The organism is Rhodopila globiformis (genome assembly GCF_002937115.1).
Taxonomy (GTDB): Bacteria; Pseudomonadota; Alphaproteobacteria; order Acetobacterales; family Acetobacteraceae; genus Rhodopila; species Rhodopila globiformis.
Window position 1 is genome coordinate 1 of sequence record NZ_NHRY01000255.1, and the last position, 22,346, is coordinate 22,346.

Here is a 22,346-nt window from a genome sequence, read left to right on the forward strand (position 1 = left end):
CCCCGGCACCGACAGCCCAAACGTCTCCCCCGCCAACTCCAAAGCCTCTAACGCTGGAAGGCGGCCCGGCGCTGCTCCACCTCCTCGGTGATCGCCAGCGCTGCGGCGGGGTCCATGGCGGCGACGATCGGGCCGGCCAGCCTTGTGTCAAGACGCTGCAGCAGCAGCGCGGCCTTGGGCGGATCGAGCTTGCCGATGACCGCGGCCGCCTGCGCGGGCTTCATGTTCGAGAACAGGCCCACCAGCAGGTTCAGATCCGCTTCCGAAGCGGCACTCTCGCGGCGGACCTGCGCCTCGATGCTCTGCCTGAGTTGCGTCAGCTCGGCAATCTGCTGGCGGGCGAGCTTTTCGGCCGCGGCAACCCGCTCCTCGCGGGCCTGCAACGCCTTCTCCCGCTGGTCCAGTTCGGCCTTGCGGCGAGCGACTTCCGCCAGGATACGCCCATCGACGCCCGGCTGGTCGCCGATGGGCGAGGGCTGCTCGGTCGCCGCCAGCGTTGCAACGGAAACGGGTTCGGCGATCCTGCCGCTGGGCAGGACCACGGCATCGGCCGCCGGGGGCGGCGCCGCCGGCGGTGGTCGTGGCGCCGGCGGAGGAGCGCTCGCCGGTGCCGCGGCGGACGGCCAGCGGTGCACCAGATCGGCGCCGAACCACGGCAGCACGCCGGCAAGGCCCGTCGCCGCGATCAGCAGGAACGGCAACCTGAAACCACGTCGCGGTTTTTTTGGATCGGGTTTCCGTGGCATCAGCGCCTCCCTCCGAACGAGGCCTCCGGGTCCGTTTCCAGGCCGACGCGCGCGGCGAAGCCTTTCGGCTCCACCAGTTCCCGTGGCATCGGCGCCGGACGACGCGGCGTTTCCGTCCGCCGGTGCTGGCGCAACAGCCGCTCCAGGTGGCCGGCGATGTCCTCGGCGGCGTTGCGGCTGGCCGCCAGTTCCACGCCGATCTTCCGTGCATCGGCCAGGCGGCTTTCCACGGCCTGCAGGTCGGCCTGAAGGCGCTCGGCGAAGCCGTTGGAAACCGCCGTCATGCGTCCGACCGAGGCGTTCAGGCTCGGCAGGACATCGCCAACCTCGGCCAGGGCGCGGCGGAAGCGGGACAGGCGGATGTGCAGCACCACCGAATGAACCGCCACCGCGCCGATGAGCACGATGGCCACGACGTCGAACAGGATGTTGGTCATTCGCTCTCCGTCCGCGCGGGCAGTTCGGGGGGCCGCAGTTCCGGCCAGTCCTCGGCGATCCGGCGCTCGCTGACGTGCAGCGCGATCCGGCCGTCCTTTTCGGCAATATGGGCGCGCATGACCCGCAGACCTTCGCATTCGATGTCGATCGGCTCGTCGTGGTGCTGGTTCAGCAGCAGCTTCGAGCCCAACCGCCAGCGGAGAACTTCCCGCGCCGAGATGCGGCGCCGCTCGATAATTGCGCGGATATGCATGGTGGTGCGTGGCAGGGTTCCGAGCAGATGGGACCGGAACGCCGGATCACCTCCTTGCTTTTTGCCAACGTATTCCTGTCGCAGCAGGTTGTGCACCGGATCGAGCGTGGCGTAGGGGATCACGAAATCGATGTGACCGCTGCGGCTTTCCATCGCCACGTCGGCACGGAAGCTGATCGACGCGGCGGTCAGCTTGGTGATTGCCGCATAGGACGGGGTCGATTCGAACCGCTCGAAAACGAAGTCCACGTCGCCAACCAGCTCGAAGGCGCGCTTCAGGTCGGGGGCGATGACCTCGCGCACCAGGCGCTCGATGAACGTGCGCTCGATTGCCGTGCAGGGGCGCCCCTCGATCAGCTGCGGCTTGTTGCGCCGTCCGCCCAGCAGCAGGTCGACGGCCGAAACGATCAGCCGCGGGTCGAGCGCGGCGAGGCAGTAGCCGTCCCATTGCTCGATCCGCAGGACCGCGATCATCGCCGGCAGCTCGACCGATTCCAGGTATTCCCCCAGGCGGATGGCCCGCACGCGGGCGATGTTCACGTCGGCGTTCTCGGCCGTGAAGCTGCGGAAGCTGGCGGTCAGCAGCTGGGCCAGGCGATCGACGACGATGTTGAGCGTCGGCAGCCGGTCGATGCCGACCAGCGCGCCGCCCACCAGGGCCTGGAGGCCGCGGCGGAGCTGGTTGCCCCCTTCCGCCGGCTTTTCGGCGTCGCCGAACAGCGAGTCGATGTCGCTCTGGTCGAGCGCCCGGCTGGCGGCAGCACCCCATTCCGCCTCCATGGCTTCGTCGGACATGTCGGGGTCGGCCATGGCCTCAGCCCGTCACCAGGCTGGTGATCAGCACGTCCTGGATGACGTTGTCGCCCAGGACCAGCGTCAGGCGGCGGTAGATGTCGCCGCGGATGCGGTCCAGCGCCAGGCCGCCTTCAAGGTCGCCGTCGCGCAGCGTGCGCAGGTAGGTCAGCAGCGCATCATTGATCTGCGGCGTCAGTTGCTCCGTCGGCGGCAGGTTGTGCGGCGCCTGGGTCAGTTCCAGGCTGATCTTGATGCGCAGCTGCCGGGTGCGGCCGCCGTTCGGCAGGGTGATGACGATCTCGGGCACGTCGAGGATCGTGGGGTGCGGTTGCGGCGCCGGCGCGCTGGCGGTTCCCTTGTCCTGGGCCTTCTCCTGGGCCGCGGCATGGGCGGCCGTGCCGGTGAAGGCCGGATACAGGAAGTAGGCGCCGCCGGCGGCCGCGAGCACGGCCGGGACGGCTGCGAAAAGCGCGAGCTTTCGCATATTGCGCTTCTTCGGCGCGGCGCCCGATGCCACCACCTCGCCGCCAGCCTTCTTGCCGTCCGCCATGGAGGGTCTCCGAATTCTTCAGAGCTGCGTCGCAGCGGTGCGAAATGCGAATAAAGTAGCACGTTTTCGCAACCTTGTCGTTCGGATTTCCTATAATCTCATTTGCGAATTGACGCCAGAGAAAATTTCACGTATTCGTGAGCTTGCGCCGCGGACGATCAATGACCGTGGCCTTCCGGCTGCAGAAAGCAGGGCAACCCATGGAACGATTCGCGGGCCTCCGGCAGGTCTTCGCGAGACTTGGTTATGCGAAAATCGCGGCAATGGGGATCGTCGCCATCTCCGTGCTGGCGTTCGTGGCCTGGCTTTCGGCGCACGCCGGGGCGCCAACCGGGCTGCTGTATTCGGGGCTGGATCCCGCCGAAGCCGGCCGGATCGCCCAGCGGTTGGATGAGCTCAAGGTTCCCTACCAGGCCGGCGGCGACGGGACGATGATCCTGGTGCCGCCGGCCGACGTCGCGCGGGTCCGCATGGAGCTGGCGGCCAGCGGCCTGCCACATCAGGGCGGCGTCGGCTACGAACTGCTGGACAGCCAGTCGCCGATGAACATGACCTCGTTCATGCAGCGGGTGATGCGCCTGCGCGCGCTGGAAGGCGAACTCGCCCGCACCATCGCCACGCTGAACGGCGTGCGCAGCGCCCGCGTCCACGTCGTGTTGCCGGAACGCGACACGTTTTCCCGCGACACGCCGAAGCCGACAGCCTCGGTGGCGGTGACCATGGAGGGGGCGATGCGGCTGAGTCCGGCGCAGGCCGCCGCCATCCGCGTGTTGATCGCCGGGGCCGTCTCCGGCCTGCAGCAGGAGGACATTTCCGTTATCGATCCATCCGGCATCGTGCTGGCCGCCAACGACAGCGCCGCGCTGGTTGGCAGCCGCATCGCTGACCTGAAGGCCGCGCAGGAGCAGGCCATGCAGCGCGCCGTGGTCGGGCTGCTGGAGCCGCTCGTCGGCCCCGGCAAGGTCCGGGTGGTGGCCTCGCTCGACATCGACGCCTCGCGCGAGGTGGTGCACGAGGAGAAGTACGACCCGCTGTCGCAGGTCGAGCGGTCGAAGCAGACACAGCAGGACCAGGACACGTCCAACGACAGCAAGCCGCCTCCCACGGTTTCCGTCTCGCAGAACGTGCCGAACCAGCAGGCCCAGCCGCCCGCCTCGCCGGCGACCAGCAGCTCCAAGAGCATCCACAACGGCGAGACGATCAACTACGAGATCGGCTCGACCCGGACCGATCGCGTTCAGGAGCCCGGCGACATCAAGCGCCTGACGGTCGCCGTCGTGGTTGACGGCACGGTTGACGCCAAGGGCGTCTTCCAGCCGCTTCCGAAGCAGGAGCTGGACCGGATCACGGAGCTGGTGCGTTCGGCTGTCGGGTATGATGCGAAACGCGGCGACCAGGTGGACGTCGAAACGATGCGCTTCCTCCCCAGCGAGCCGCTTGGCGTCAGCTCGGACCAGGTCCCGCTGCCGGCGCCCGTGCCGCTGGTGTGGCTGATCGCCGGCGGCGCGGCGGTGCTGGTGCTGGCGGGCGCCGGCCTGCTGGTGATGGGCAAGCGCAAGCAGGCCCGCCTCGCGCTGGCGGCCAGCGAAGGCGAGGCCCTGCTGCCTGGCCCGGCAGGGGCCGCCGAAACCGCCGCGCTGACGGCGGAAAGCGTCGGCCTGCCGCCGGTGCCCTCGCGGCTGGCCGCGCTGCTGGAACTGGTCGACGCGCGCCCCGAGGAAAGCCTTGCGGTGATCCGCGCCTGGATCTCGGAGAATGACCCATGATGAGCCGCCGCTTCATCCCCCCGGCCATCGACGCGCTGCGCGAAGGGCCGCGCTACGAGGCCGCATGCGAGCGCGCCCAGGCCCGGGAGGAAGGCTTCGCCGACGGCCTCCGGGCCGGCCGGCAGGAGGGCTTCGCCACCGGAGTGGAGCAGGGCGAGCAGCAGGCCCGCGCCGCCTACCAGGCCGAGCTGGAGCAGCTCCGCGTCACCTACGCCCGGCAGCACACCGTCGGCGAGGTTCTGATGGCCCTGGAGCAACTGCACGCGGCGCGCGCGGAGACCCGGCTGGCGCTCGAGGCGGCGGCGCGGGCCGTCATCGCCGCAGCCCTGGACGTCATCTTCCCGACCCTGCTGGCGCAGGCGGCCGGGCAGGAAATCGTCGCCCTGCTGGGCGACGCGTTCCGTGACCGCGGCAGCGAAAGCCTGGTCGTGCAGGCCCACCCGGACACGATCGCGGCGATCCGGAAACAGGGGCTCGACGAGACCGGCGGCCTGTCGCTGCTCGCCGACGACACCCTCGCGCCGGGCGCGGTCGCCACGGCCTGGTCCGGCGGCGGCTTCAGCTTCGAGCCGGATGCCCTACTCGCGCAGGTCACCGCGCTGCTTTCCCCAGATACCCCGCATACAAAGGCCATTGACGAATGAGCGACAGCACAAGCCTGCTCGGCGAAGACAGGATTGCATCGGTCCTGGACATCCCGGTGACCCTGATGGTGGTCCTGGGCGAGAAGATCCTGCCGCTGGGCAAGCTCTACGCCATGGGCCGCGGCTCGATCATCGAGCTGGACCGCAAGGTGGGCGAGCCGGTGGAAATCTACGTCAACGACCGCCTGGTCGCGCGCGGCGAGGTGCAGATCACCGACGAAGGCAGGCTGGCGATCTCGATGACCGAAATCGCCTCGGGCGGCCTGGCCTGACCCCGATCCCCCGCAGCACAGGACAGGCAGAATGCCCGGTATGAGTGTTGAAGCACGGCGATGGCGGCGCGCCGCTGTCCTGGGATGCATCCTCTGCCTCGTGGCCAGGGGGGCGGCGGCGCAGAGCCTGTCGCTGAACATGGGAACCGGCAGCCAGAGCCTGACGACCAACCTGGTCAGCATCATCGCCCTGACCTCGGTGCTGGCCATCGCGCCCGGCATCCTGGTCATGGGCACCGCCTTCACGCGCATCATCATCGTCCTGTCGATGCTGCGCACGGCGCTCGGGCTGCAGCAGACGCCGCCGAACAGCGTGCTGATCGGCCTGGCGGTCTTCCTGACCGGCTTCATCATGGCGCCGGCCTTCCAGACGGCCTACCAGAACGGCCTGCAGCCGCTGATGGACGGCTCGATCACCGAGGAGCAGGCGTTCGACCGCACGGTGGCGCCGTTCCGCGATTTCATGCAGGCGAACACCGCCGACAAGGATATCAATCTGTTCATCGACCTGGCCGGCTGGAAGCCGCCGCCTCGCCAGGACGGCGATGCGGCCCTGGCCGATCCGGCCGCCGGGGGCAAGGCCGCGGCGGGCAAGCCGGGCGCCATCGCCCGCTCGATCCGCAGCCAGTTGCCGCTGCGCGTGCTGGCGCCGGCGTTCCTGATCAGCGAGCTGTCGAAGGCGTTCCAGATCGGCTTCCTGCTGTTCCTGCCGTTCCTGGTCATCGACCTTGCGATATCCGCGATCCTGATGGGCATGGGCATGATGATGCTGCCGCCGGTCGTGGTCAGCCTGCCGTTCAAGCTGATTTTCTTCGTTCTGGTCAGTGGCTGGGAACTGGTCGCCGGTTCGCTGGTCCGCAGCTTCGTGGCCTGACGCCGGCGACGCCCCGCCATGTTCCCGAGTGAGTTGAACCCATGATGAAGCCTACCCCCAAGGCCGGCGGACCGCTGGCCAACCGTCTCGAGGGGCCGAAGCCCGGCGGCCGCGTGGCCAAGGCGGCCATCATCATGATGGCGCTGGACCCCGAACGCTCGCAGCGCATCCTGTCGGCGCTGGACGACCGGGAGATCCGCCGGCTGGGCAGCGCGATGGCGAACCTCGGCCGCACCGGCGTGGACCAGGTGGAAAAGACGGTGGCCGAGTTCCAGGCCGAGGTGGGACGCACCTGCAACGTCATCGGCACCCTGGAATCCACCGAGAAGCTGCTGAGCCTGGCGCTGCCGCCGGAAAAGGTGGCGGAAATCATCGAGGAGCTGAAGGGGCCGAACGGCCGCAACATCTGGGAAAAGCTCGCCAACCTGCAGCCGCAGCTGCTGGCGGGATACCTGCGCAACGAGTATCCGCAGACCGTGGCGGTGATCCTGGCCAAGCTGCCCGCCGGCCACGCGGCGCGCATCCTGCGCCTGCTGCCGGAACGCCTGGCCGCCGACGTGGCCATCCGCATGGTGCGCATGAACAGCATCCAGCGCACCGTCCTGGCCGACATTGAGGAGACCCTGAAGCGGGAGTTCGTCACCGAGCTGTCGCGCTCCTATGACCGCGACAGCACGGCGATCATGGCGGAGATGCTGAACCGGTCGGAAAAGGACGTGCTGGAGCGCATCATGGCGACGCTGGAGGAAGCCGAGCCGCAGGCCGCGGCCCGCATCCGCCGGATCATGTTCACGTTCGAGGACCTCAAGCGGGTCGACCGCAGCACGTTCGGCGTGCTCATCGGCGAATGCGCGGTGGAGAAGCTGCCGGTCGCGCTGTCCGCCGCCAGTCCCGAGCTTTGCGAAATGTTCCTGTCCTGCATGTCCGAGCGGGCGGCCAACATGCTGCGCGAGGAAATGGAAACCATGGTGGCGCCGCGGCGAAAGGCAGTGGACGATGCGCAGTCGGAGATCGTCGCCCTGGCGCGGCGCCTGAACGACGAAGGGCGCATCATCATCAACGAGGAAGAGGACGAGAACCAGGCGCTCTACTGATCGCGCGGCGATTTTCCCACGCCGGCTGGGAAAATCGCCTTTGTTGCGAGATAGTGCTTGTTTGCGAAACGCCATGATTATATTTTCATGCGCACCTTTTCCGCTCTGCGGTGAGTCTGGTTGATGAGTGATCCGAAACACGCGAAGCGCCCGATCATCGTGAAGCGCCACGCGGGCCACGACGACGAGCACGGCGGCCAGTGGAAAGTCGCCTATGCCGACTTCGTCACCGCGATGATGGCGTTCTTCCTGATCATGTGGCTGCTTGCCACCATGACGCAGAGTCAGCGCGTGGTGATTGCCCGCTATTTCTCGACCTCCTCCATTTTCGACCTGCCGTCGGGCAACGGCGTGCTGAGCGGCGGCAAGTCCGTGATGAACGGCGATACGGCGGCGCCGCACATCACCGCCAGCCTGAAGCGGCGCGACAACGGCGGCGGGTCCGGCAAGGCGGGGTCGTCCGAGCAGTCGAACCGGGACCGGATGGAGCGCCAGCGGTTCGAGGCGCTCAAGGCCGAGATCGAGCGCATGGAACAGACCGGCCGGCTGCAGGGCCTCGCCAGCCACCTGTCGCTGGAAATGACCGAGGACGGGCTGCGCATCCAGATCTTCGACCGTGACGGCGAGCCGATGTTCGCCGCCGGCAGCTACGAGCCCACGCCGCGGCTTTCCATGATCCTGGGCGTGGTGTCCGAGGTGCTGGCGACGGTGCAGAATTCCATCATCATATCCGGCCACACGGACGCCCAGGCGCTGCAGCGGCCGAACTACTCGAACTGGGAACTGTCGGCCGACCGGGCGAATGCCGTGCGCCGGCGGATGGTTGCCGACGGGCTGGCGACCAGCCGCTTCGTCGACGTGGAGGGGCGGGCGGCCACCGAGCCGCTCGTGCCGCAGGACCCGGACAATCCACGTAACCGGCGTATCGCCGTCACCATCCTGCGCAACGCCGCGGCGTTGCGCCTGCGCCAGAACGGCCGTGCCGACACCGCAGCACAGCCATGAGCAGACCAATCCAGACAGTCTTTGATCCATACCCGCAAGGAGCGACCTTTCGATGAGCGTGCTTGGCGCAATGAATACCGCGGTGTCCGGCCTGGACGCCCAGTCCGTGGCACTTAGTAATATTTCGAACAATATCGCCGGCAGCTCGACGGTCGGATACAAGCAGGCCCAGACGAATTTCGAAACGATGGTGCTGGGCAGCACGCCCGGCATTTCGCCCCAGCTGGGTGGCACGACGACGTCGACCCGTCTTGATGTCTCGACGCCGGGCCAGGTGCAGAACACCGGCGTCAACACCGACATCGCCATCAACGGCAGCGGCTTCCTGGTGGTCAACAGCGGCGCCAGTTCGCCCGCGAACGGATACCTGCTGACCCAGGCGGGATCATTCCGGCCCGATGCGCAAGGCAACCTCGTCAACGCCGCGGGTTACTACCTGCAAGGGCAGCCGACGAACGCCGCCGGGCAGCCAATAACCTTAACCGGGAACGTCGCCGCGCAGGCAAGCAATCTCACCAATCTGACCACCGTCAACGTCGCCAATGTGTCGGTTGCCAGCACGCCGACAACGTCGATGACGTTCACCGCCAACCTGCCGGCGAGCCAGGCAGTGGGCACGACCCCCGCGCCGACAACGCCGACTCAATCGACCGAGGTCAACTATTACGACGACCTTGGGACAGCCCAGACGTTGACGTACCAGTTCACGCCCACCACCACTGCAAACCAGTGGACGATGAACATCCTCGACTCCGCGTCTGGCGCTTCGGTCGCCACGATGACCCTGAATTTCGACTCCACGGGCGCCACCGCCGGTCTGCTAAGCAGCAGTCCGGCCCCGGCCATAGTCGCACCGACAAATCCGGCGCCAAACTATGTGACGCCAACCTACGATTCGACGACCGGCATACTCAACGTGACCACGGCAGATAACCAGAAAATAGCAATCAACATCGGCGCTACGGACAGTTCGAGCGGCATGACCCAGTACAACGGCAGCTATACAACCACCAAGATCCAGGCCGATGGCTCCGCCTACGGCATGCTGCAGACCGTCTCTATTGGCACCGACGGCCTGGTGACGGCGTCATTCACCAACGGGTCCACGCGGCCGATCTACCAGCTTGACGTGGCGATGGTGCCCAATGCGGACGGGCTGACGGCGGTGAGCGGCGACGCCTATGCCCTGTCCACGGACTCGGGCATCGCGCAACTCTACGCGCCCGGCCAGGGGCCGGCGGGCACGACGGAGGGCGGCGCGCTGGAAGGATCGAATGTCGACCTGAGCACCGAACTGACCAATCTGATCGCAACCCAGCGGGCGTATGGCTCGGACGCCACCGTGATCCAGACCTCGAACCAGATGCTGGGCGTTTTGAACACGCTGAATCAGTAGGCGCAAACAGCATCCGGCCGGTCCTGGCGTGGACCGGCCGGATGCGTCGTCGCCGGAAGGATAGCGCGCCATGGCTACCTCGATCCAGAATGTGCTTTACACCTCGCTGACGTCGCTGGACGTGACGCAGCAACAGATCAATATCCTTTCCAACAATATCGCCAACGCCAACACCCCGGGCTATGTGCAGCAGAGTCTGCAGACGGCCGAGCAGATCTCGAACGGCGTCGGCGTGGGCGTCCAGGCCGAGTCGATCCAGCGCATGACGAATGCCGCCGCGGCGGCGACCGCCAACCAGGCGAACGGCACCCAGGCCTACAGCCAGGAGATGGTCAACGTCCTGACCAACTATACGAATGTCCTCGGCCAGGCATCCGACAGCGGTTCGTTGCCGTCGATGCTCTCCGCCCTGGGCAGCCAGTTGACGACACTGTCCGCGACACCTGGCGACACCACGGCGCAGGAGCAGGTGGTGAGTGCGGCGCAGGGCGTGGTGAACACGTTCCACGGCCTCGATTCCGCCATCGATTCGGCACGGGAACAGGCGGACCAGGGCATCGCCTCCGGCGTCGCGTCGGTCAACACCACGCTGAACCAGCTGGCGCAGAACCAGACCGCGATGCAGACGGCGCAGGCGAGCGGCGGATCGATCGCGTCGTACCAGGACACGCAGGATCAGCTCGTCGCCAGCCTGGCCAAGCAGTTGCCGGTGAAGGTGTTCCAGGGCGGCACCACGGGCCTCGTCGTCACGACCGACCAGGGCACGACGCTGTTCGACGGACAGGTCCATGCGCTGTCGTTCTCGGCGACGCCGAACATCACCTCCGCCACCGGCAGCCTGAGCGCCGTTACGGTGGACAACCAGCCGATCCAGATGTCGCAGTCCGGCAGCATCGCCGCCGATCTGCAGCTGCGTGACGTGACGCTGCCCGGCTTCGCCAACCAGTTGGACAGCCTGGCCGGCAATCTCATCACGTCGTTCCAGGCGGCGGACCCGACCGCGAGCAGCTCGAATCAGCCGGGCCTGTTCACCGACGCCGGCGCCATGCCGCCTTCATCCGGTTCCACGACCGACCTTGCCGGGTCGATCGCGCTGAACGCGGCCGTTGACCCGGCAAAGACCGGCAACAATCCGGCAAGGATCCAGTCCGGCATGTATGTCAGCCCGACGTCCAGCACCGCATCGGACAACACGACGATCCTGAACCTGATCAACGCCCTGCAGCAGCCATCTTCCACATCCGGCTCCGGCCAGCCGTCAACGTCGATTCTCGATGACGCCTCGCAGATGGCGGGATCACAGCAGGCGCAGCTGAGCAACTGGACCAGCGTGAACACCGGCAACACGGCGCAGGCGCAGACGGCGACGACCGCGCTGAGCAACGCCACCGGCGTCAACATCGATGACCAGTTGCAACAGCTGATGACGCTCGAGCACACCTATTCGGCAAGCGCGCAGGTCATGCAGGCCGCGTCCAGCATGCTGAACCAGCTTATCCAGGCAGTCTGACGGGGACGCACGATGTCGGGTCGCATATCCAGCTACTCAGGGTTCATGCAGATGGACCCGCTGATCCAGAACATGACGGGAAAGCTCAACCAACTGGTCAACGAGGTTGCCTCCGGCCAGGTTGCCAACCCGGCCGGCGCGATGGGGACCAGCGCGGCGCTGCTGTATCAGTTGCACTTCCAGTCCGACCAGCAGACCGAGTTGCAAACCTCGGTCGGCCTGGTAGCGAACAAGCTCGATACGGTTCAATCGGCCATGTCAAACATGGCCTCGACGGCCCAGACGATAACCAATGCCGCGCTTTCGACCCAGTCCAACGGCATCGGCACGATCACCGCCAGCGCCGCCAGCGGGCTCGCGGCGCAGGCACAGGCCGCGCTGCAGCAGGTCATCGGCGATCTGAACACGAGCTATGCCGGCAGCGCGCTTTTCAATGGCAACAGCACCGCCTCGCCGATGCAGGCGGCGGATGCGGCGGGCGGCCCGATCGACACGATGAACGCGGTCCTGAGCGCGGCGGTGTCGGCCAGCGGCAACCAGCCGCTGTCGGCCTCGAACGTCGACAGCATGCTGAGCGCGGGCGGCGCGATCTACAATCTGTTCAACAACGCCAACGGCACGTCTGGACCCAACTACAACGGCGTGTTCTACACGGGCAGCACGGCGACGCAGAACACGTCCGTCCTGATCGGCGCCAACCAGACCTTGCAATACAATACCCAGGCGAACCAGCAGCCTTTCGTCAACCTGCTTCAGGGGCTTTCGATGCTGAGCCTCGCGGCGTCGAGCCAGCTCGACAGCAGCGGGCAGGCGGAACTGGTCACCCAGGGCATGCAGGTGCTGTCGAACGCCCAGACCGAGCTGACCGTCAAGCAGGGCACTGTCGGCACAGTCCAGTCGCAGATGCAAAGCGCCATTACGCTGCAGCAATCGGCGGCGTCGGCGACGCAGCAGCAGATCGCCACCTACGAGCAGGCCAATATGGCCGCCGACTCGACGGACATCAGCTCGTTGCAGACGCAGATCCAGGCCGCCTACGAGCTGACCGCGCAGATCTCGCAACTCAGCCTGACGCACTACATGCCGACGCCCTGATCATTTGATGGAGTTAACGATGAAACGCTGTCCTGGCAGAATGCCAGCAGGTTTTCTGTTCCTTCTGGCCGTGCTCGGCTTTCTGCTTCCGGCCGTCGCGCGGGCCCAGGTCCTGCTGCGCGACCTGGTGTCGGTCGAAGGCGTGCGCAGCAACCAGCTTGTCGGCTACGGGCTGGTGGTCGGCCTGCAGGGCACCGGCGACAACCTGATGAATTCGCAGTTCACGCAGCTTTCGCTCATTGCTATATTGGAACGGATGGGCGTGAACGCGAACGGCCAGCAGCTCATGACCCGCGACGTCGCCTCGGTGATCGTTTCGGCAACGCTGCCTCCCTTCGCCCGCCAGGGCACGCCGATCGACGTGCAGGTGTCGTGCATCGGCGATGCCAAGGCGCTGACCGGCGGCACATTGATGGTGACGCCGCTGATGGGCGCCGATGGCCAGGTTTATGCCGTGGCGCAGGGCTCGGTCGTCGTCGGCGGCTTTACCGCCGCGGGGGCGGCGCAGTCGATCAAGCAGGGTGTGCAGACCAGTGGCCGCGTGCCGGGCGGCGGCATTGTGGAGCGGGAAGTGAAGAATTCGCTCGACGACCTGTCGACTCTGAGACTGGCCCTGCGCACGCCTGATTTCACCACCGCGAACCGGATCGAGCAGGCAATCAATGCGCAGCTCGGCTACGGCGTCGCCAAGGCCACGGACCTTGGCACGGTGGATGTCTTGGTGCCGCCCGGCTACAGCCACCGCGTGACAGCCTTGCTCGCGCAGATCGAGCGCATCCCGATCAGGCCGGATGTGCCCGCGCGGGTGGTCATCGACGAGAAGAGCGGCACGATCGTCGTCGGCGCCGACGTCAAGCTCGATCCGGTCGCGGTGACCCACGGCAACCTGGTGGTGCGGGTGACCGAGACGCCGCAGGTGAGCCAGCCGCCCCCGTTCTCGAATGGACGGACAGTCGTCGTGCCGCACACCAAGGTCGAAGTGAATGATCAGTCCGACAAGCATCTGCTGGTCATGCATCGGGCGGTCACGTTGCAGTCGCTGGTGGATGGCCTGAACGCGCTGGGGCTGGGGCCGCGGGATCTGATCCAGGTACTGAACGCGCTGAAGGCGTCCGGCGCGCTGCATGCCGAACTTGATTTCATGTGATACCAGGTGCCTTTCGTCCTGATCGTCAGACGGCGGGTGTCCGGGCGCTGTTTCCGGGCTCCGCCGCATGGCGGTCAGGATAAGCTGCGTTCCAAGGAAGGATCTGGCGCCCTTGCCGCATGGGCGCCGGCCTCGATGCCCGCGGGGCCTTCGGTGGCGTAACGGAAGCGGCCGTCCCGCCATCCTGGCACGCAGGCCGAATCCCCAGGCCACGGAACAGGCCGGCTGGCGGGATATTTGGACCGGGTGGCGGAAGGCGGCGATCTCACCCGAAAGCGTTGTTGAGTTGGTCTGCGTCGTCTTGAACGCCAGGCACAGGGTGTCGCCGCGGCATGCCGATCGCCATCGATTCACCGCGACCGCAGGTCGCAGCAAAATCTGCTCTGCGAACTCTGCGCTCCGCTCGGCGATCTCTGCGTTGAAAATGCGGTAGCGCAACAAAGGGCGGCGTTGCCGGTGGGCTCCCCAACCCGAAGCGCCGGTGGCGGCCCGACCTCCGCGATTCGACGCAGAGTTCGCAGAGCGGTGCGCAGAGTTCGCAGAGTAGGGATTGGGGCGGCCTGTGTCCGCATTGGTCCGGCATTGATCGCCGTGTCTTGCCCATCAAAGCCCGGGCAAATGATCGCCAAACGCGCACCGAAGCGCGCCGCCCTTTCCGGTCATCATGAAACCTGTCCCATCGGCCAGGATCATCATTGCATCGACGCCGCCAATGATCCCAGGATTCAGGACAAATGCAGGTCCGCTCGCGCTCCGCCGCGGCGGCTACGTGCCGCTGACAGCGGCCAGTGTCGAGACGAGGCCGAACGGCAGGCCATGATCCTTCTTCTCACGCGGCCCCTGCGATGACTCCTTGCTCTGGTCGAGCCGCGTGAACACGTCGAGCAGAGAGGCAGCCATCGCCCGCTCGGATGTGGTCCTGCTGGAAACCGCCAGCGCATACCAGCGGCTGGACATGGGCCCGGCGGACACGGCAGCCACGCTGGTTCCGGTGCTTTGCCCGAAGGGCAGGGCGCCTTCCGGCGGTACCGAACCGATACTCTGGAACGCCTGGTTGACCCGGTCGCGGATGCGCTGGACGAACTGCACGGCGGACCTGGGCGTCCCGTCAGCCATGGTGAAGGCCGCCGGATTGGCCTTGGCCGCAGCCGGCAGAATCCGTGCAGCCGGCACGTCGGGCGTGGCCTGCGCCGCCTTGAGCATCTGCGCCGCCCCGCTCGCCCCAAGGAAATGCGCCAGGTAGGTTTCCGCCGCATCCGGCGGCCTGCCAAGCCGGATCGCCAGGTTGCCGGCCAGGTCCTTCAGGTGGTCGCCGGCCATCATCGACGAAATGGCCGGATCGAATCGCATGTTCAGGATGCGTTGGCGCTCGGTGGGGTCGGCAACGGTCAACTGGCCGTCGTGCGGAACGATGGCGGCGGCGGCCGCTTGCAGTCCCTGCGCGGCGCCGAATTGCTTCACCGTCGCCAGCCAGGTCTGCTCGGTGAACTGGAACAGGCCGCTCGCGCTGGACGTCCTGGCCTTGGCGCCGGGGTTGAGGCCGCTTTCCATCTCGGCCGAGGCCATCAGGGTATCGAATCCCGTGCCCGTGGCCACGCTGGCCGTGCGGACCGCGGAGACCACCTGGGGATCGGCTGCATAGCCCCCGATGGCGGGTGAAGGGATTCGGATCGCCACAACAACGCTCCTGGCCGGATTTGCGAAAATAAACTAGCTGGCACGGATGCGAAATGCTATAAAAATAGCGGTGGGGCAGAAAGCATCCGCCAGAGTCAACCGGTTAGGCAGAAGTGCGTGTGGCAAATCATTGGCATCATCGGTGTGTTTGCCGCAATCGGCACCGGCTACACGATTTCAGGGGGCAAGTTCGCGGTTATCCTGCACGCCGCCGCCCCGGAACTGCTGACCATCCTCGGTTCCGGCAGCATGACCGTGGTGATCGGCAACGATCTCTCGACGCTCAAGAAGTTGCTGGGCGGATTCAAGAAGATCTTCGCCGGGTCGCGCTGGAAGAAGGGCGACTATGTCGATGCGCTGTGCCTGGTCTTCCTGCTGACGCGGGTCGCCCGGCAGGAAGGCAACATGGCGCTGGAAAAGCACATCGAGAACACGGACTCCTCGGCGATTTTCCAGCGCTACACGCGTCTGACCGCCGATCGATCGCTGGTTGCCTTCATCGCCGACGTGTTCCGCAGCATCACCATGAACTTCACCGATCCGCACAAGGTCGGCGAAATGATGGAAACAGAACTCGAAAAGCGGCAGCACGAGGAACTGCGCGCGCCCAAGGCGCTGACCACGATGGCGGACAGCCTGCCGGCGCTCGGGATCGTCGCCGCGGTGCTGGGCGTGGTGAAGGCCATGGGCGCGATCAGCGAGCCACCCGCGGTGCTGGGGGAAATGATCGGCTCCGCTCTGGTCGGCACGCTGATGGGCGTCTTTCTCGCCTACGGCATTGTCGGCCCGCTCGCGGTGCGCCTGAAGGGCGTGTTGGAGGAAGAGGCCATGCTGCTGGGCATGGTGCGCCATGTCATCGTCGCCTACCTGGAAGGGTTGGCGCCACAACTCGCCGTCGAGGTCGGCCGCAAGTCGGTGCCAAGCCACTTCCAGCCGTCTTTCGAAGAACTTGATCAGGTTGTCACCGAAGCTGCGAAAAGCATTCGCACTAAGTCGGACTAGACCATGCGCCGCTTCCTCATGCTCGGGCTTTCGCTGGCCGCCCTGCTGGGCGGGTACAGCAGCCTGGCATACACCGAAACGAGGCCGATCCCGCCGACAGTCATGGCGCGGGCGCCCGGGCGTACGGAGTTGGTCAGGGTCAGCTACTTCCAGCGACGCAACTTGGCGCGCGTCAACTTCTTCATCGACAAACTGCCGACCCCAATCTTGCGAAATACGCAGGACGGTGTGGAACTCGTTGTGGCAACGGCCCAGCCGATACGGTTGTTCGAATATGCCCGGCGGGTGCGGGAAGTGGCCGCCCTGTCGTCGCGGCAGGAGGACGGACAGGCGGTGATCGCGATCCGCCTGGCCTGCGACTGCGAGGTGAGCTCGACGCGAAACGGCAGGGTCTTCAGCATCGACCTTCGCGACCGGCCGGGGAGCAAGGCCAGGGCACCCTCCAAGGCCGAGGCCACGACGGAACACACCAGGGAACAGGAACAGACAAAGGAACAGGAGCAGTTGCGGGCGGCGCTGACGGCGAAGCTGTCGCAGCTGAATGCGCGCCCGCCGAGCGGCAACACAGCGCCAACGCGTTCGCAGGGCGAGGCGGGTGCGTCCGCCGAACCGCAGGCCGACGCCGCGGCGCCCCCACAGCGGCCGGCCTGCGCCCCGGATTTCGACATGGCCACGTGGAAGCGCCCGGGGAAATTCACCACGGCCTTGGCGGCGTTGCGACGTGCCGCCGCCGATACCCATGAAGCCGCACCAGAATTGGCGAAACTAGCGGAATTCTACATCTCCGACGACCTGGCGGGTGAGGCGGTGGACGTCGCGAACACCGCGCTGAACGGCGACACGCCGCTCGTGGCCGCGGACCGCCAGCGCCTGCAGCGTGATGCCGACATTGCCAGCCTGCTGCGGGGTGACATCATCGACACCCAGTCGCCGCTGCTGGCCGAGCCGGCCAATTGCGACCGGACCGACCTGCCGCTGTGGCGCGCGCTGAAGGCCGCCGCCGGACACGACGTGACCACTGTCCGGCGCGACGCGCATGCCGCCGCCATGGCCCTTGATCATGTGCCGGAGCCTTTGCTGCAGGACATGGCATTCCGTCTGGCCAACGCGGCCGGCGACAACATCGCCGCCCTGCGCGCGTTCGCCGCCGCTGTGCGAAATTCCAGCCTGGGAACGCTGGATCGCGAGTCGGCGCGGTTCCTGCTGCAGGCCCGGATCGCGCGCCTCGGCGGGGACGACATCGACGAACTGGTCTTCCTCAGGCGCGCCGCCCAGCACCCCAGGACAGTACCGGGCATGACCGCCACCGAGCGGCTGGCGGAGATGGGACTGGCCCGCGGCGACGCCACCGCGTCGCATGACGAGATGCTGCTGACCGACATGGCCCGGGTTTATCGCAGCGACCAGCTTGGGCGCGACGCCGCGGCCGCGCTCGCCGAGAACCGGCTGCGGCAGAAGGATTACGCCGGCGCCCTCGCCATTGCCGACGAAAGCGCCAGCCCGAACGGCGTGCGTGACGCGGACAGCCGGGGCGCGGCCCTGGCCGCCAAAATCCTGCGGACGATCCTGGCCGGGCCGGCTGCCGCCTCGCTGAATCCCGATCAGCGGATCGCGCTCTACCTGAAATACAGCGGCTATGCGACGCCCGGCCGCCCGGGTGACGACATCCGCATGGCCGCCGCAACGCTGTTGCTGAAGCAGGGCATGGCGTCCGCGGCGCTGGACGCCGTTCGCCAGTTTTCGGACGAAACCGCGGCCACGCCCGACGGCAAGACGCTGCGCGCCGCGGCCGAGGCGCGGGCCGGCGACCCATCCGCCGCGCTGCTGCTGCTTCAGGAAGTGCCCGCAACATCCGCCACGCGGCGCATCGCCGCGGACGCATACGAGAAAATGGGGCGCCCCGCCGACGCGGCCCACCAGCTCGATGGCCTGACCGGGGTGGCCGACGAGACCCGTCGCGCGGCGCTGCTGTGCGACGCCAAGGCATGGGCGGATGCGGCCACCGCCTATGCCGATCTGCTGCGCAATCCGGGGCTGAGCGAGCCGGCGCGGCGGGATGCGGCGGACCGCTACGGCTATGCCCTGGCGTTGTCCGGCGGCAGCCCGGACCGCACGCTGGTGCCGGTCAGCGACAAGGCCGCCGCACAGACGCTGGCGGCCTTGCCGCCGTCGCGCCCGGCGCCGCCCGGCGCAGCGCTCACCTATCCGGCGATGAAGGACGCCCTGGATCGCGCCAAGCGGATCGAGACGCTGCTGCCGCCGGCCGGCTCGGACAAGGGACCCTAACGATGGAAGCCCAGACCTACGTTACTCTCTCGGCACAGCTTGCCCTGCAGAAGCAGCTCGAGGTTGTCGCCAACAACGTGGCCAACGCCAACTCGGCCGGCTTCAAGCCGGACCGCCAGTTGTTCCAGAGCTATGTCGAGCAGCTGGCCGTTCCCGGCGATCAAATCGCCTTCGTTCAGGACCGGGCGACGTACATCGACCAGGCGCCGGGGCCGATGGAGGTGACCGGCAACATGCTGGACGTGGCGATCAACGGCGACGGCTACCTGTCGGTCCAGACCCCCAGCGGGCCGCAATACACGCGCGACGGCCGCCTGCACGCCGCCCCGGACAGCACGCTGGTCGATCATACCGGCAGGCCGGTGCTCAACACCAACGGCACGCCCATCCAGCTGCCGCAGGGATATACCGCTCTCGATATAAAAGGCGACGGCACGATCTATGCCACGGTCAACAACGCCACGGTCCAGGTTGACACGATCGGCATGTCCCGCCCGACGGATCCGATGACGATGCGCAAAAGCGGCGACGGGCTGCTGACGGCGCCGGCGAACGGCATGCAGCCGATCGACGCCGGGGATCCGCATTGCCAGCTGATCCAGGGCTCGCTGGAGGGATCGACGGTCCAGCCGGTGACCGAGATCGCCAACATGACCGAGCTAAGCCGGGCGTACGAGCAGTTGCAGACGTTACTGAGCGATGACAACGACCGTGAACAGAAAATGATCGAGACCCTCGGCACGCCCGCCGAGTAGCACTTCCCGAGGAGCAGAAGCCCATGATGCGCGCCCTGAGTATCGCCGCGACCGGAATGGAGGCCCAGCAGACCAATGTTGAAGTCATTTCCAACAACATTGCGAACGTCAGCACGACGGGGTTCAAGCGCGGCATGGCCGAGTTCGAGGACCTGCTGTACCAGGACGTCACCCGGGTCGGCACGCAATCGTCTGAGCAGGGAACCATCCTGCCCACCGGGATGCAGCTGGGGCTGGGTGTCCGTTCCTCGGGCGTTACAAGGGTGTCGACCCAGGGCTCGCTGACTGAGACGGGCAACCAGCTTGACGTGGCGATCAACGGGGAGGGCTATTTCGGGATCAAGCTGCCCACCGGCGACATCGTCTATACGCGCGACGGCACATTCAAGGAATCGCCGACCGGCCAGATCGTCAACAACGAGGGGTATCCGGTGATGCCGGGCATCTCGGTGGCCACCAATGCCACCGCGATCACCATCAATGCGGCGGGCCAGGTCATCCAAACCCTGGCCAGTGGCAAGCAGACGACGGTCGGCCAGTTGCAACTTTTCACCTTCCCCAACGAGGCGGGGCTGGAGGCGCAGGGCGGCAACGACCTCATGCAGACCGATGCGTCCGGCCAGCCTGTCCCGGGCGCTCCGGGGAGTCCGGGGTTCGGCAGTGTGCAGCAGGGCTATGTGGAATCCTCGAACGTGAACGTGGTCCAGGAGATGACCAACCTGATCAGCGCGCAGCGCGCCTACGAAATGAACAGCAAGGTGATCGAGGCCGCCGACCAGATGATGCAGACCACGAACCAGATACGGTGAGCAACACGATGACACGAATCTTTCTGGCCTGCATCGTCGCGACCGGGCTGATCATGACCGCGCGCGCCGCGGCGGCACAGAACGTCTGGCATGCCGTGCACAGCCTTGCGCCCGGCGACATTGTCCACAGCGAGGACGTTGTGTCCCAGCCGCCATCCGGCCGGGTCCGCCACGCGATGTCGTCCGACACGCCGATCGTCGGGCTGGAGGTTAGGCGCCGCATCTATGCGGGCTACGACATCCCCGAGAACGACCTGGGCCCCGTGCTCGCGGTCAAGGCCAGCACGATCGTGACGGTGCGGTACAAGGCGGACGGCCTGTCGCTGCAGATGCAGGGCAGGGCGCTCGAGGCCGGTTCCGTCGGCGATGAAATCCGTGTCGAGAACCCGGCCTCCCTGCGCACCATTCGCGCAACGGTTGTCGGCGAGGGCGCGGTCGAGGTGAAATCAGGGCAATGAACGCACGGTCTCTCTGCTCTCCGCTTACGCTGCTGTGCCTGCTGGCGTTCGCGGGATGCGACACGCTCGATCACTTCCAGAAGCCGCCCGACTTCAGCAGTCCCGGGAAGGTCAACGAAATTCCGCCCACCGCGACGAATGAACCCACCATCAGGGCCAACGCCGGGCCGGACCTGGATCCCGCCATGCATGGGTCGCTGTGGCTGCAAGGCTCCAGGCAGTTCTTTCGCGACCCGCGCGCGCGCAATGTCGGCGACCTGGTGACCGTTGCGGTGAACCTGCAGAACCAGGCGGAGTTCGCGAACCAGACCGCGCTGACGCGCTCGACGGCCAACAGCATGTCGATCACCAACCTGTTCGGCCTCGGCACGCTGGTCGGCAGCCTGATACTTGGCGGCGGCACCAATCCCGCGATCGGTACCGCGGGCAGCGACAGCACCCAGGGGCAGGGCGACATCAAGCGCAGCGAGACTGTCACCGTCAATGTCGCGGCGACGGTCCTGCACGTGCTGCCGGACAGCAACCTGGAGATCGCCGGCAGCCAGGAGGTCCGCCTGAACAACGAGCTGCGCGTGCTGCAGATCCGCGGGATCATCCGGCCCGAGGATATCGATGCGAGCAACACGATCTCCTCGGACCGCGTCGCCGAGGCGCGGATCGCCTATGGCGGCCGGGGCATATCGTCCGACCTGCAAAGGCCGACGTGGGGACAGGATGTCATCAACCGGGTAAGTCCGTTCTGACCAAAGCATGATTGTATCGAGCAATGATAACTCTTTCCCGCCGATCGGCGCTTTGCCTTCTTGCTGTTGCCGGCTGCCCGCTGTCGGCCCGGGCGGCTGAAGACGCCAAGCCGGCCAAGCCGACTTTCGTTCCGCTGGGTGATTTCACCATCAATCTGCCCGACGACAGTTCGATGTCCTATGTCGTCATCGGCATCACCCTGGAGGTTCCGCCTGAGGCCGTGGGCGACATGAACGACATCGCGCCCCGCCTGAAGGACCTGTGCATCAGCCGGTTGATGACGATGGCGGCGCAGGGGATGCTGGCGCCGGGGCACACCGACCTGGTCATGATCAAGTCATCGCTGTTCGACGGGATTTCCAGGCTGCGGCCCAACAGTGTGCGGCAGGTCCTGGTTACCCGTTTGCTGTATGGCTGAGGCACGCCGGGTCGTGCCGGTCCTTGCGCGCCGGAGGTGTCGCGGGAGCGCCATGGCCTGTCCTGGCATCGGCCGCCGATCGTAACGGGCGGGATGAACATCCGCGGCATGACATGGCTCGCTTGCTTGCGGTTGTGCCGGTTTCCGGGGTTGCGGATCTGCCGGCGACGGCGCTGTGCGGTTCGACAAAACTAGACAACATTTGCTTACGAAAATAGTACGGGCGAGAGTATGACCATGGCGACGCCGAGACTGCAGGAGGGGCAAATGCCCGCTTTGATCACCACTTCCGCCGTTGGCCTGGCATTCGACGCTTCCGGCAGCGTTGATGGGGCCTCGACCCATTATGGCAACGGGCGTTCTGCCGCGCCGGATGAAGCCAACCTCAGGACGGCCGTGCTTCCGTGGGGCGGCGTTCGTGACGGCGACGATCTTGGATCGGCCAGAGGGTTGATGTTCGGTTGCATGCTGGGCGCGCTGATGTGGGTCCCGATCATCGCCTATTTCTTCGGCTGAGAGATTCTGGAGCGCCCGCTGTGCGGCTGGAAACTGGCGCCGCGTGGCGTTGGGGGTGAGTGGGGGGCCGCTTACGCCGCGGTCGGGGATGGTGCG

23 protein-coding genes are annotated in these 22,346 nt (G+C 66.6%); 18 read left to right on the forward strand and 5 right to left on the reverse strand.

The genetic code is table 11. From position 1 onward, the window contains the following. Positions 1–47: 47 nt before the first annotated feature. The 4 genes from CCS01_RS27025 to CCS01_RS27040 are packed head-to-tail and all read right to left on the reverse strand — an operon-like array spanning position 48 to position 2,782. A complete protein-coding gene (locus tag CCS01_RS27025) occupies positions 48–746 on the reverse strand; it encodes a MotE family protein (protein WP_146101988.1) in 699 nt (232 codons plus the stop codon). Next, on the reverse strand, positions 746–1,183 hold the full coding sequence (locus tag CCS01_RS27030) for a DUF2968 domain-containing protein (protein ID WP_104521877.1): 438 nt from the start codon (positions 1,181–1,183) through the stop codon (positions 746–748). Before CCS01_RS27030 ends, CCS01_RS27025 begins: the two co-directional genes overlap by 1 nt. After that, positions 1,180–2,247, reverse strand: coding sequence for a FliM/FliN family flagellar motor switch protein (locus tag CCS01_RS27035; protein ID WP_104521878.1), 1,068 nt, complete (start codon positions 2,245–2,247; stop codon positions 1,180–1,182). The genes CCS01_RS27030 and CCS01_RS27035 overlap by 4 nt, the downstream gene beginning before the upstream one ends. A gap of 4 nt (positions 2,248–2,251) precedes the next feature. Then, the gene (locus CCS01_RS27040; RefSeq protein WP_104521879.1) at positions 2,252–2,782 is read right to left on the reverse strand and encodes a flagellar basal body-associated FliL family protein; all 531 of its coding nucleotides are present in this window, start codon (positions 2,780–2,782) and stop codon (positions 2,252–2,254) included. 200 nt (positions 2,783–2,982) lie between these two features. On the opposite strand from CCS01_RS27040, the gene fliF reads away from it, so the two are divergent. From fliF to CCS01_RS27090, 10 genes are all read left to right on the forward strand, one after another. Then, the gene (fliF, locus tag CCS01_RS27045; RefSeq protein WP_158258633.1) at positions 2,983–4,548 is read left to right on the forward strand and encodes a flagellar basal-body MS-ring/collar protein FliF; all 1,566 of its coding nucleotides are present in this window, start codon (positions 2,983–2,985) and stop codon (positions 4,546–4,548) included. After that, the gene (locus CCS01_RS27050) at positions 4,545–5,192 is read left to right on the forward strand and encodes a FliH/SctL family protein (protein ID WP_104521881.1); all 648 of its coding nucleotides are present in this window, start codon (positions 4,545–4,547) and stop codon (positions 5,190–5,192) included. The genes fliF and CCS01_RS27050 overlap by 4 nt, the downstream gene beginning before the upstream one ends. Further along, complete coding sequence (fliN, locus tag CCS01_RS27055; RefSeq protein ID WP_104521882.1) at positions 5,189–5,464, forward strand: flagellar motor switch protein FliN; 276 nt, start codon at positions 5,189–5,191, stop codon at positions 5,462–5,464. The genes CCS01_RS27050 and fliN overlap by 4 nt, the downstream gene beginning before the upstream one ends. Positions 5,465–5,504: 40 nt before the next feature. Continuing rightward, on the forward strand, positions 5,505–6,338 hold the full coding sequence (locus CCS01_RS27060; RefSeq protein WP_104521883.1) for a flagellar type III secretion system pore protein FliP: 834 nt from the start codon (positions 5,505–5,507) through the stop codon (positions 6,336–6,338). Positions 6,339–6,379: 41 nt separating this feature from the next. Then, the gene (locus CCS01_RS27065) at positions 6,380–7,432 is read left to right on the forward strand and encodes a flagellar motor switch protein FliG (protein ID WP_239992415.1); all 1,053 of its coding nucleotides are present in this window, start codon (positions 6,380–6,382) and stop codon (positions 7,430–7,432) included. Between the two features lie 123 nt (positions 7,433–7,555). Further along, the gene (locus tag CCS01_RS27070) at positions 7,556–8,437 is read left to right on the forward strand and encodes a flagellar motor protein MotB (protein WP_104521884.1); all 882 of its coding nucleotides are present in this window, start codon (positions 7,556–7,558) and stop codon (positions 8,435–8,437) included. Between the two features lie 52 nt (positions 8,438–8,489). Next, positions 8,490–9,833, forward strand: coding sequence for a flagellar hook protein FlgE (locus tag CCS01_RS27075; protein WP_104521885.1), 1,344 nt, complete (start codon positions 8,490–8,492; stop codon positions 9,831–9,833). 70 nt (positions 9,834–9,903) lie between these two features. Next, complete coding sequence (gene flgK / locus CCS01_RS27080) at positions 9,904–11,343, forward strand: flagellar hook-associated protein FlgK (RefSeq protein ID WP_104521886.1); 1,440 nt, start codon at positions 9,904–9,906, stop codon at positions 11,341–11,343. A gap of 12 nt (positions 11,344–11,355) precedes the next feature. Further along, positions 11,356–12,438: a flagellin gene (locus CCS01_RS27085; RefSeq protein ID WP_104521887.1), complete on the forward strand. Its 1,083-nt coding sequence runs from the start codon at positions 11,356–11,358 to the stop codon at positions 12,436–12,438. 40 nt (positions 12,439–12,478) lie between these two features. Further along, positions 12,479–13,585 (forward strand): flagellar basal body P-ring protein FlgI, encoded by a 1,107-nt coding sequence (locus CCS01_RS27090; protein ID WP_104521888.1) that lies wholly within the window; start codon positions 12,479–12,481, stop codon positions 13,583–13,585. 765 nt (positions 13,586–14,350) lie between these two features. Here CCS01_RS27090 and CCS01_RS27095 read toward each other — a convergent pair. Continuing rightward, positions 14,351–15,262, reverse strand: coding sequence for a lytic transglycosylase domain-containing protein (locus CCS01_RS27095; RefSeq protein ID WP_104521889.1), 912 nt, complete (start codon positions 15,260–15,262; stop codon positions 14,351–14,353). A gap of 117 nt (positions 15,263–15,379) precedes the next feature. Between CCS01_RS27095 and motA the strand changes: the two genes are divergently transcribed. From motA to CCS01_RS27135, 8 genes are all read left to right on the forward strand, one after another. After that, positions 15,380–16,264, forward strand: a complete 885-nt coding sequence (gene motA / locus CCS01_RS27100; protein ID WP_104521890.1) for a flagellar motor stator protein MotA — start codon at positions 15,380–15,382, stop codon at positions 16,262–16,264. 3 nt (positions 16,265–16,267) lie between these two features. Further along, positions 16,268–18,550 (forward strand): hypothetical protein, encoded by a 2,283-nt coding sequence (locus CCS01_RS27105; protein WP_104521891.1) that lies wholly within the window; start codon positions 16,268–16,270, stop codon positions 18,548–18,550. A 2-nt stretch (positions 18,551–18,552) separates the two neighbouring features. Continuing rightward, entirely contained in the window at positions 18,553–19,305 is a 753-nt protein-coding gene (gene flgF / locus CCS01_RS27110; protein WP_104521892.1) for a flagellar basal-body rod protein FlgF, read from the forward strand. Positions 19,306–19,331: 26 nt separating this feature from the next. Then, positions 19,332–20,114, forward strand: coding sequence for a flagellar basal-body rod protein FlgG (flgG, locus tag CCS01_RS27115; RefSeq protein WP_104521898.1), 783 nt, complete (start codon positions 19,332–19,334; stop codon positions 20,112–20,114). An 8-nt stretch (positions 20,115–20,122) separates the two neighbouring features. Then, positions 20,123–20,572 carry a flagellar basal body P-ring formation chaperone FlgA gene (gene flgA, locus CCS01_RS27120; protein WP_146101989.1) on the forward strand — a complete coding sequence of 150 codons (450 nt, stop codon included), beginning with the start codon at positions 20,123–20,125 and terminating at the stop codon, positions 20,570–20,572. Then, positions 20,569–21,315, forward strand: a complete 747-nt coding sequence (locus tag CCS01_RS27125) for a flagellar basal body L-ring protein FlgH (RefSeq protein ID WP_104521894.1) — start codon at positions 20,569–20,571, stop codon at positions 21,313–21,315. The genes flgA and CCS01_RS27125 overlap by 4 nt, the downstream gene beginning before the upstream one ends. A gap of 23 nt (positions 21,316–21,338) precedes the next feature. Further along, a complete protein-coding gene (locus CCS01_RS27130; protein ID WP_104521895.1) occupies positions 21,339–21,734 on the forward strand; it encodes a flagellar basal body-associated FliL family protein in 396 nt (131 codons plus the stop codon). A gap of 267 nt (positions 21,735–22,001) precedes the next feature. Continuing rightward, complete coding sequence (locus tag CCS01_RS27135; RefSeq protein ID WP_104521896.1) at positions 22,002–22,250, forward strand: hypothetical protein; 249 nt, start codon at positions 22,002–22,004, stop codon at positions 22,248–22,250. Positions 22,251–22,346 lie beyond the last annotated feature (96 nt).

Coding starts and splice junctions, on each gene's coding strand:
- flgG (WP_104521898.1), top strand. CDS start 19,332: ATGCGCGCCCTGAGTATCGCCGCGACCGGAATGGAGGCCCAGCAGACC.
- CCS01_RS27065 (WP_239992415.1), top strand. CDS start 6,380: ATGATGAAGCCTACCCCCAAGGCCGGCGGACCGCTGGCCAACCGTCTC.
- CCS01_RS27135 (WP_104521896.1), top strand. CDS start 22,002: ATGCCCGCTTTGATCACCACTTCCGCCGTTGGCCTGGCATTCGACGCT.
- CCS01_RS27050 (WP_104521881.1), top strand. CDS start 4,545: ATGATGAGCCGCCGCTTCATCCCCCCGGCCATCGACGCGCTGCGCGAA.
- CCS01_RS27085 (WP_104521887.1), top strand. CDS start 11,356: ATGTCGGGTCGCATATCCAGCTACTCAGGGTTCATGCAGATGGACCCG.
- flgF (WP_104521892.1), top strand. CDS start 18,553: ATGGAAGCCCAGACCTACGTTACTCTCTCGGCACAGCTTGCCCTGCAG.
- flgA (WP_146101989.1), top strand. CDS start 20,123: ATGACACGAATCTTTCTGGCCTGCATCGTCGCGACCGGGCTGATCATG.
- CCS01_RS27025 (WP_146101988.1), bottom strand. CDS start 746: ATGCCACGGAAACCCGATCCAAAAAAACCGCGACGTGGTTTCAGGTTG.
- CCS01_RS27090 (WP_104521888.1), top strand. CDS start 12,479: ATGCCAGCAGGTTTTCTGTTCCTTCTGGCCGTGCTCGGCTTTCTGCTT.
- CCS01_RS27040 (WP_104521879.1), bottom strand. CDS start 2,782: ATGGCGGACGGCAAGAAGGCTGGCGGCGAGGTGGTGGCATCGGGCGCC.
- CCS01_RS27105 (WP_104521891.1), top strand. CDS start 16,268: ATGCGCCGCTTCCTCATGCTCGGGCTTTCGCTGGCCGCCCTGCTGGGC.
- CCS01_RS27060 (WP_104521883.1), top strand. CDS start 5,505: ATGAGTGTTGAAGCACGGCGATGGCGGCGCGCCGCTGTCCTGGGATGC.
- CCS01_RS27070 (WP_104521884.1), top strand. CDS start 7,556: ATGAGTGATCCGAAACACGCGAAGCGCCCGATCATCGTGAAGCGCCAC.
- fliN (WP_104521882.1), top strand. CDS start 5,189: ATGAGCGACAGCACAAGCCTGCTCGGCGAAGACAGGATTGCATCGGTC.
- CCS01_RS27075 (WP_104521885.1), top strand. CDS start 8,490: ATGAGCGTGCTTGGCGCAATGAATACCGCGGTGTCCGGCCTGGACGCC.
- CCS01_RS27035 (WP_104521878.1), bottom strand. CDS start 2,247: ATGGCCGACCCCGACATGTCCGACGAAGCCATGGAGGCGGAATGGGGT.
- CCS01_RS27125 (WP_104521894.1), top strand. CDS start 20,569: ATGAACGCACGGTCTCTCTGCTCTCCGCTTACGCTGCTGTGCCTGCTG.
- CCS01_RS27130 (WP_104521895.1), top strand. CDS start 21,339: ATGATAACTCTTTCCCGCCGATCGGCGCTTTGCCTTCTTGCTGTTGCC.
- CCS01_RS27030 (WP_104521877.1), bottom strand. CDS start 1,183: ATGACCAACATCCTGTTCGACGTCGTGGCCATCGTGCTCATCGGCGCG.
- flgK (WP_104521886.1), top strand. CDS start 9,904: ATGGCTACCTCGATCCAGAATGTGCTTTACACCTCGCTGACGTCGCTG.
- fliF (WP_158258633.1), top strand. CDS start 2,983: ATGGAACGATTCGCGGGCCTCCGGCAGGTCTTCGCGAGACTTGGTTAT.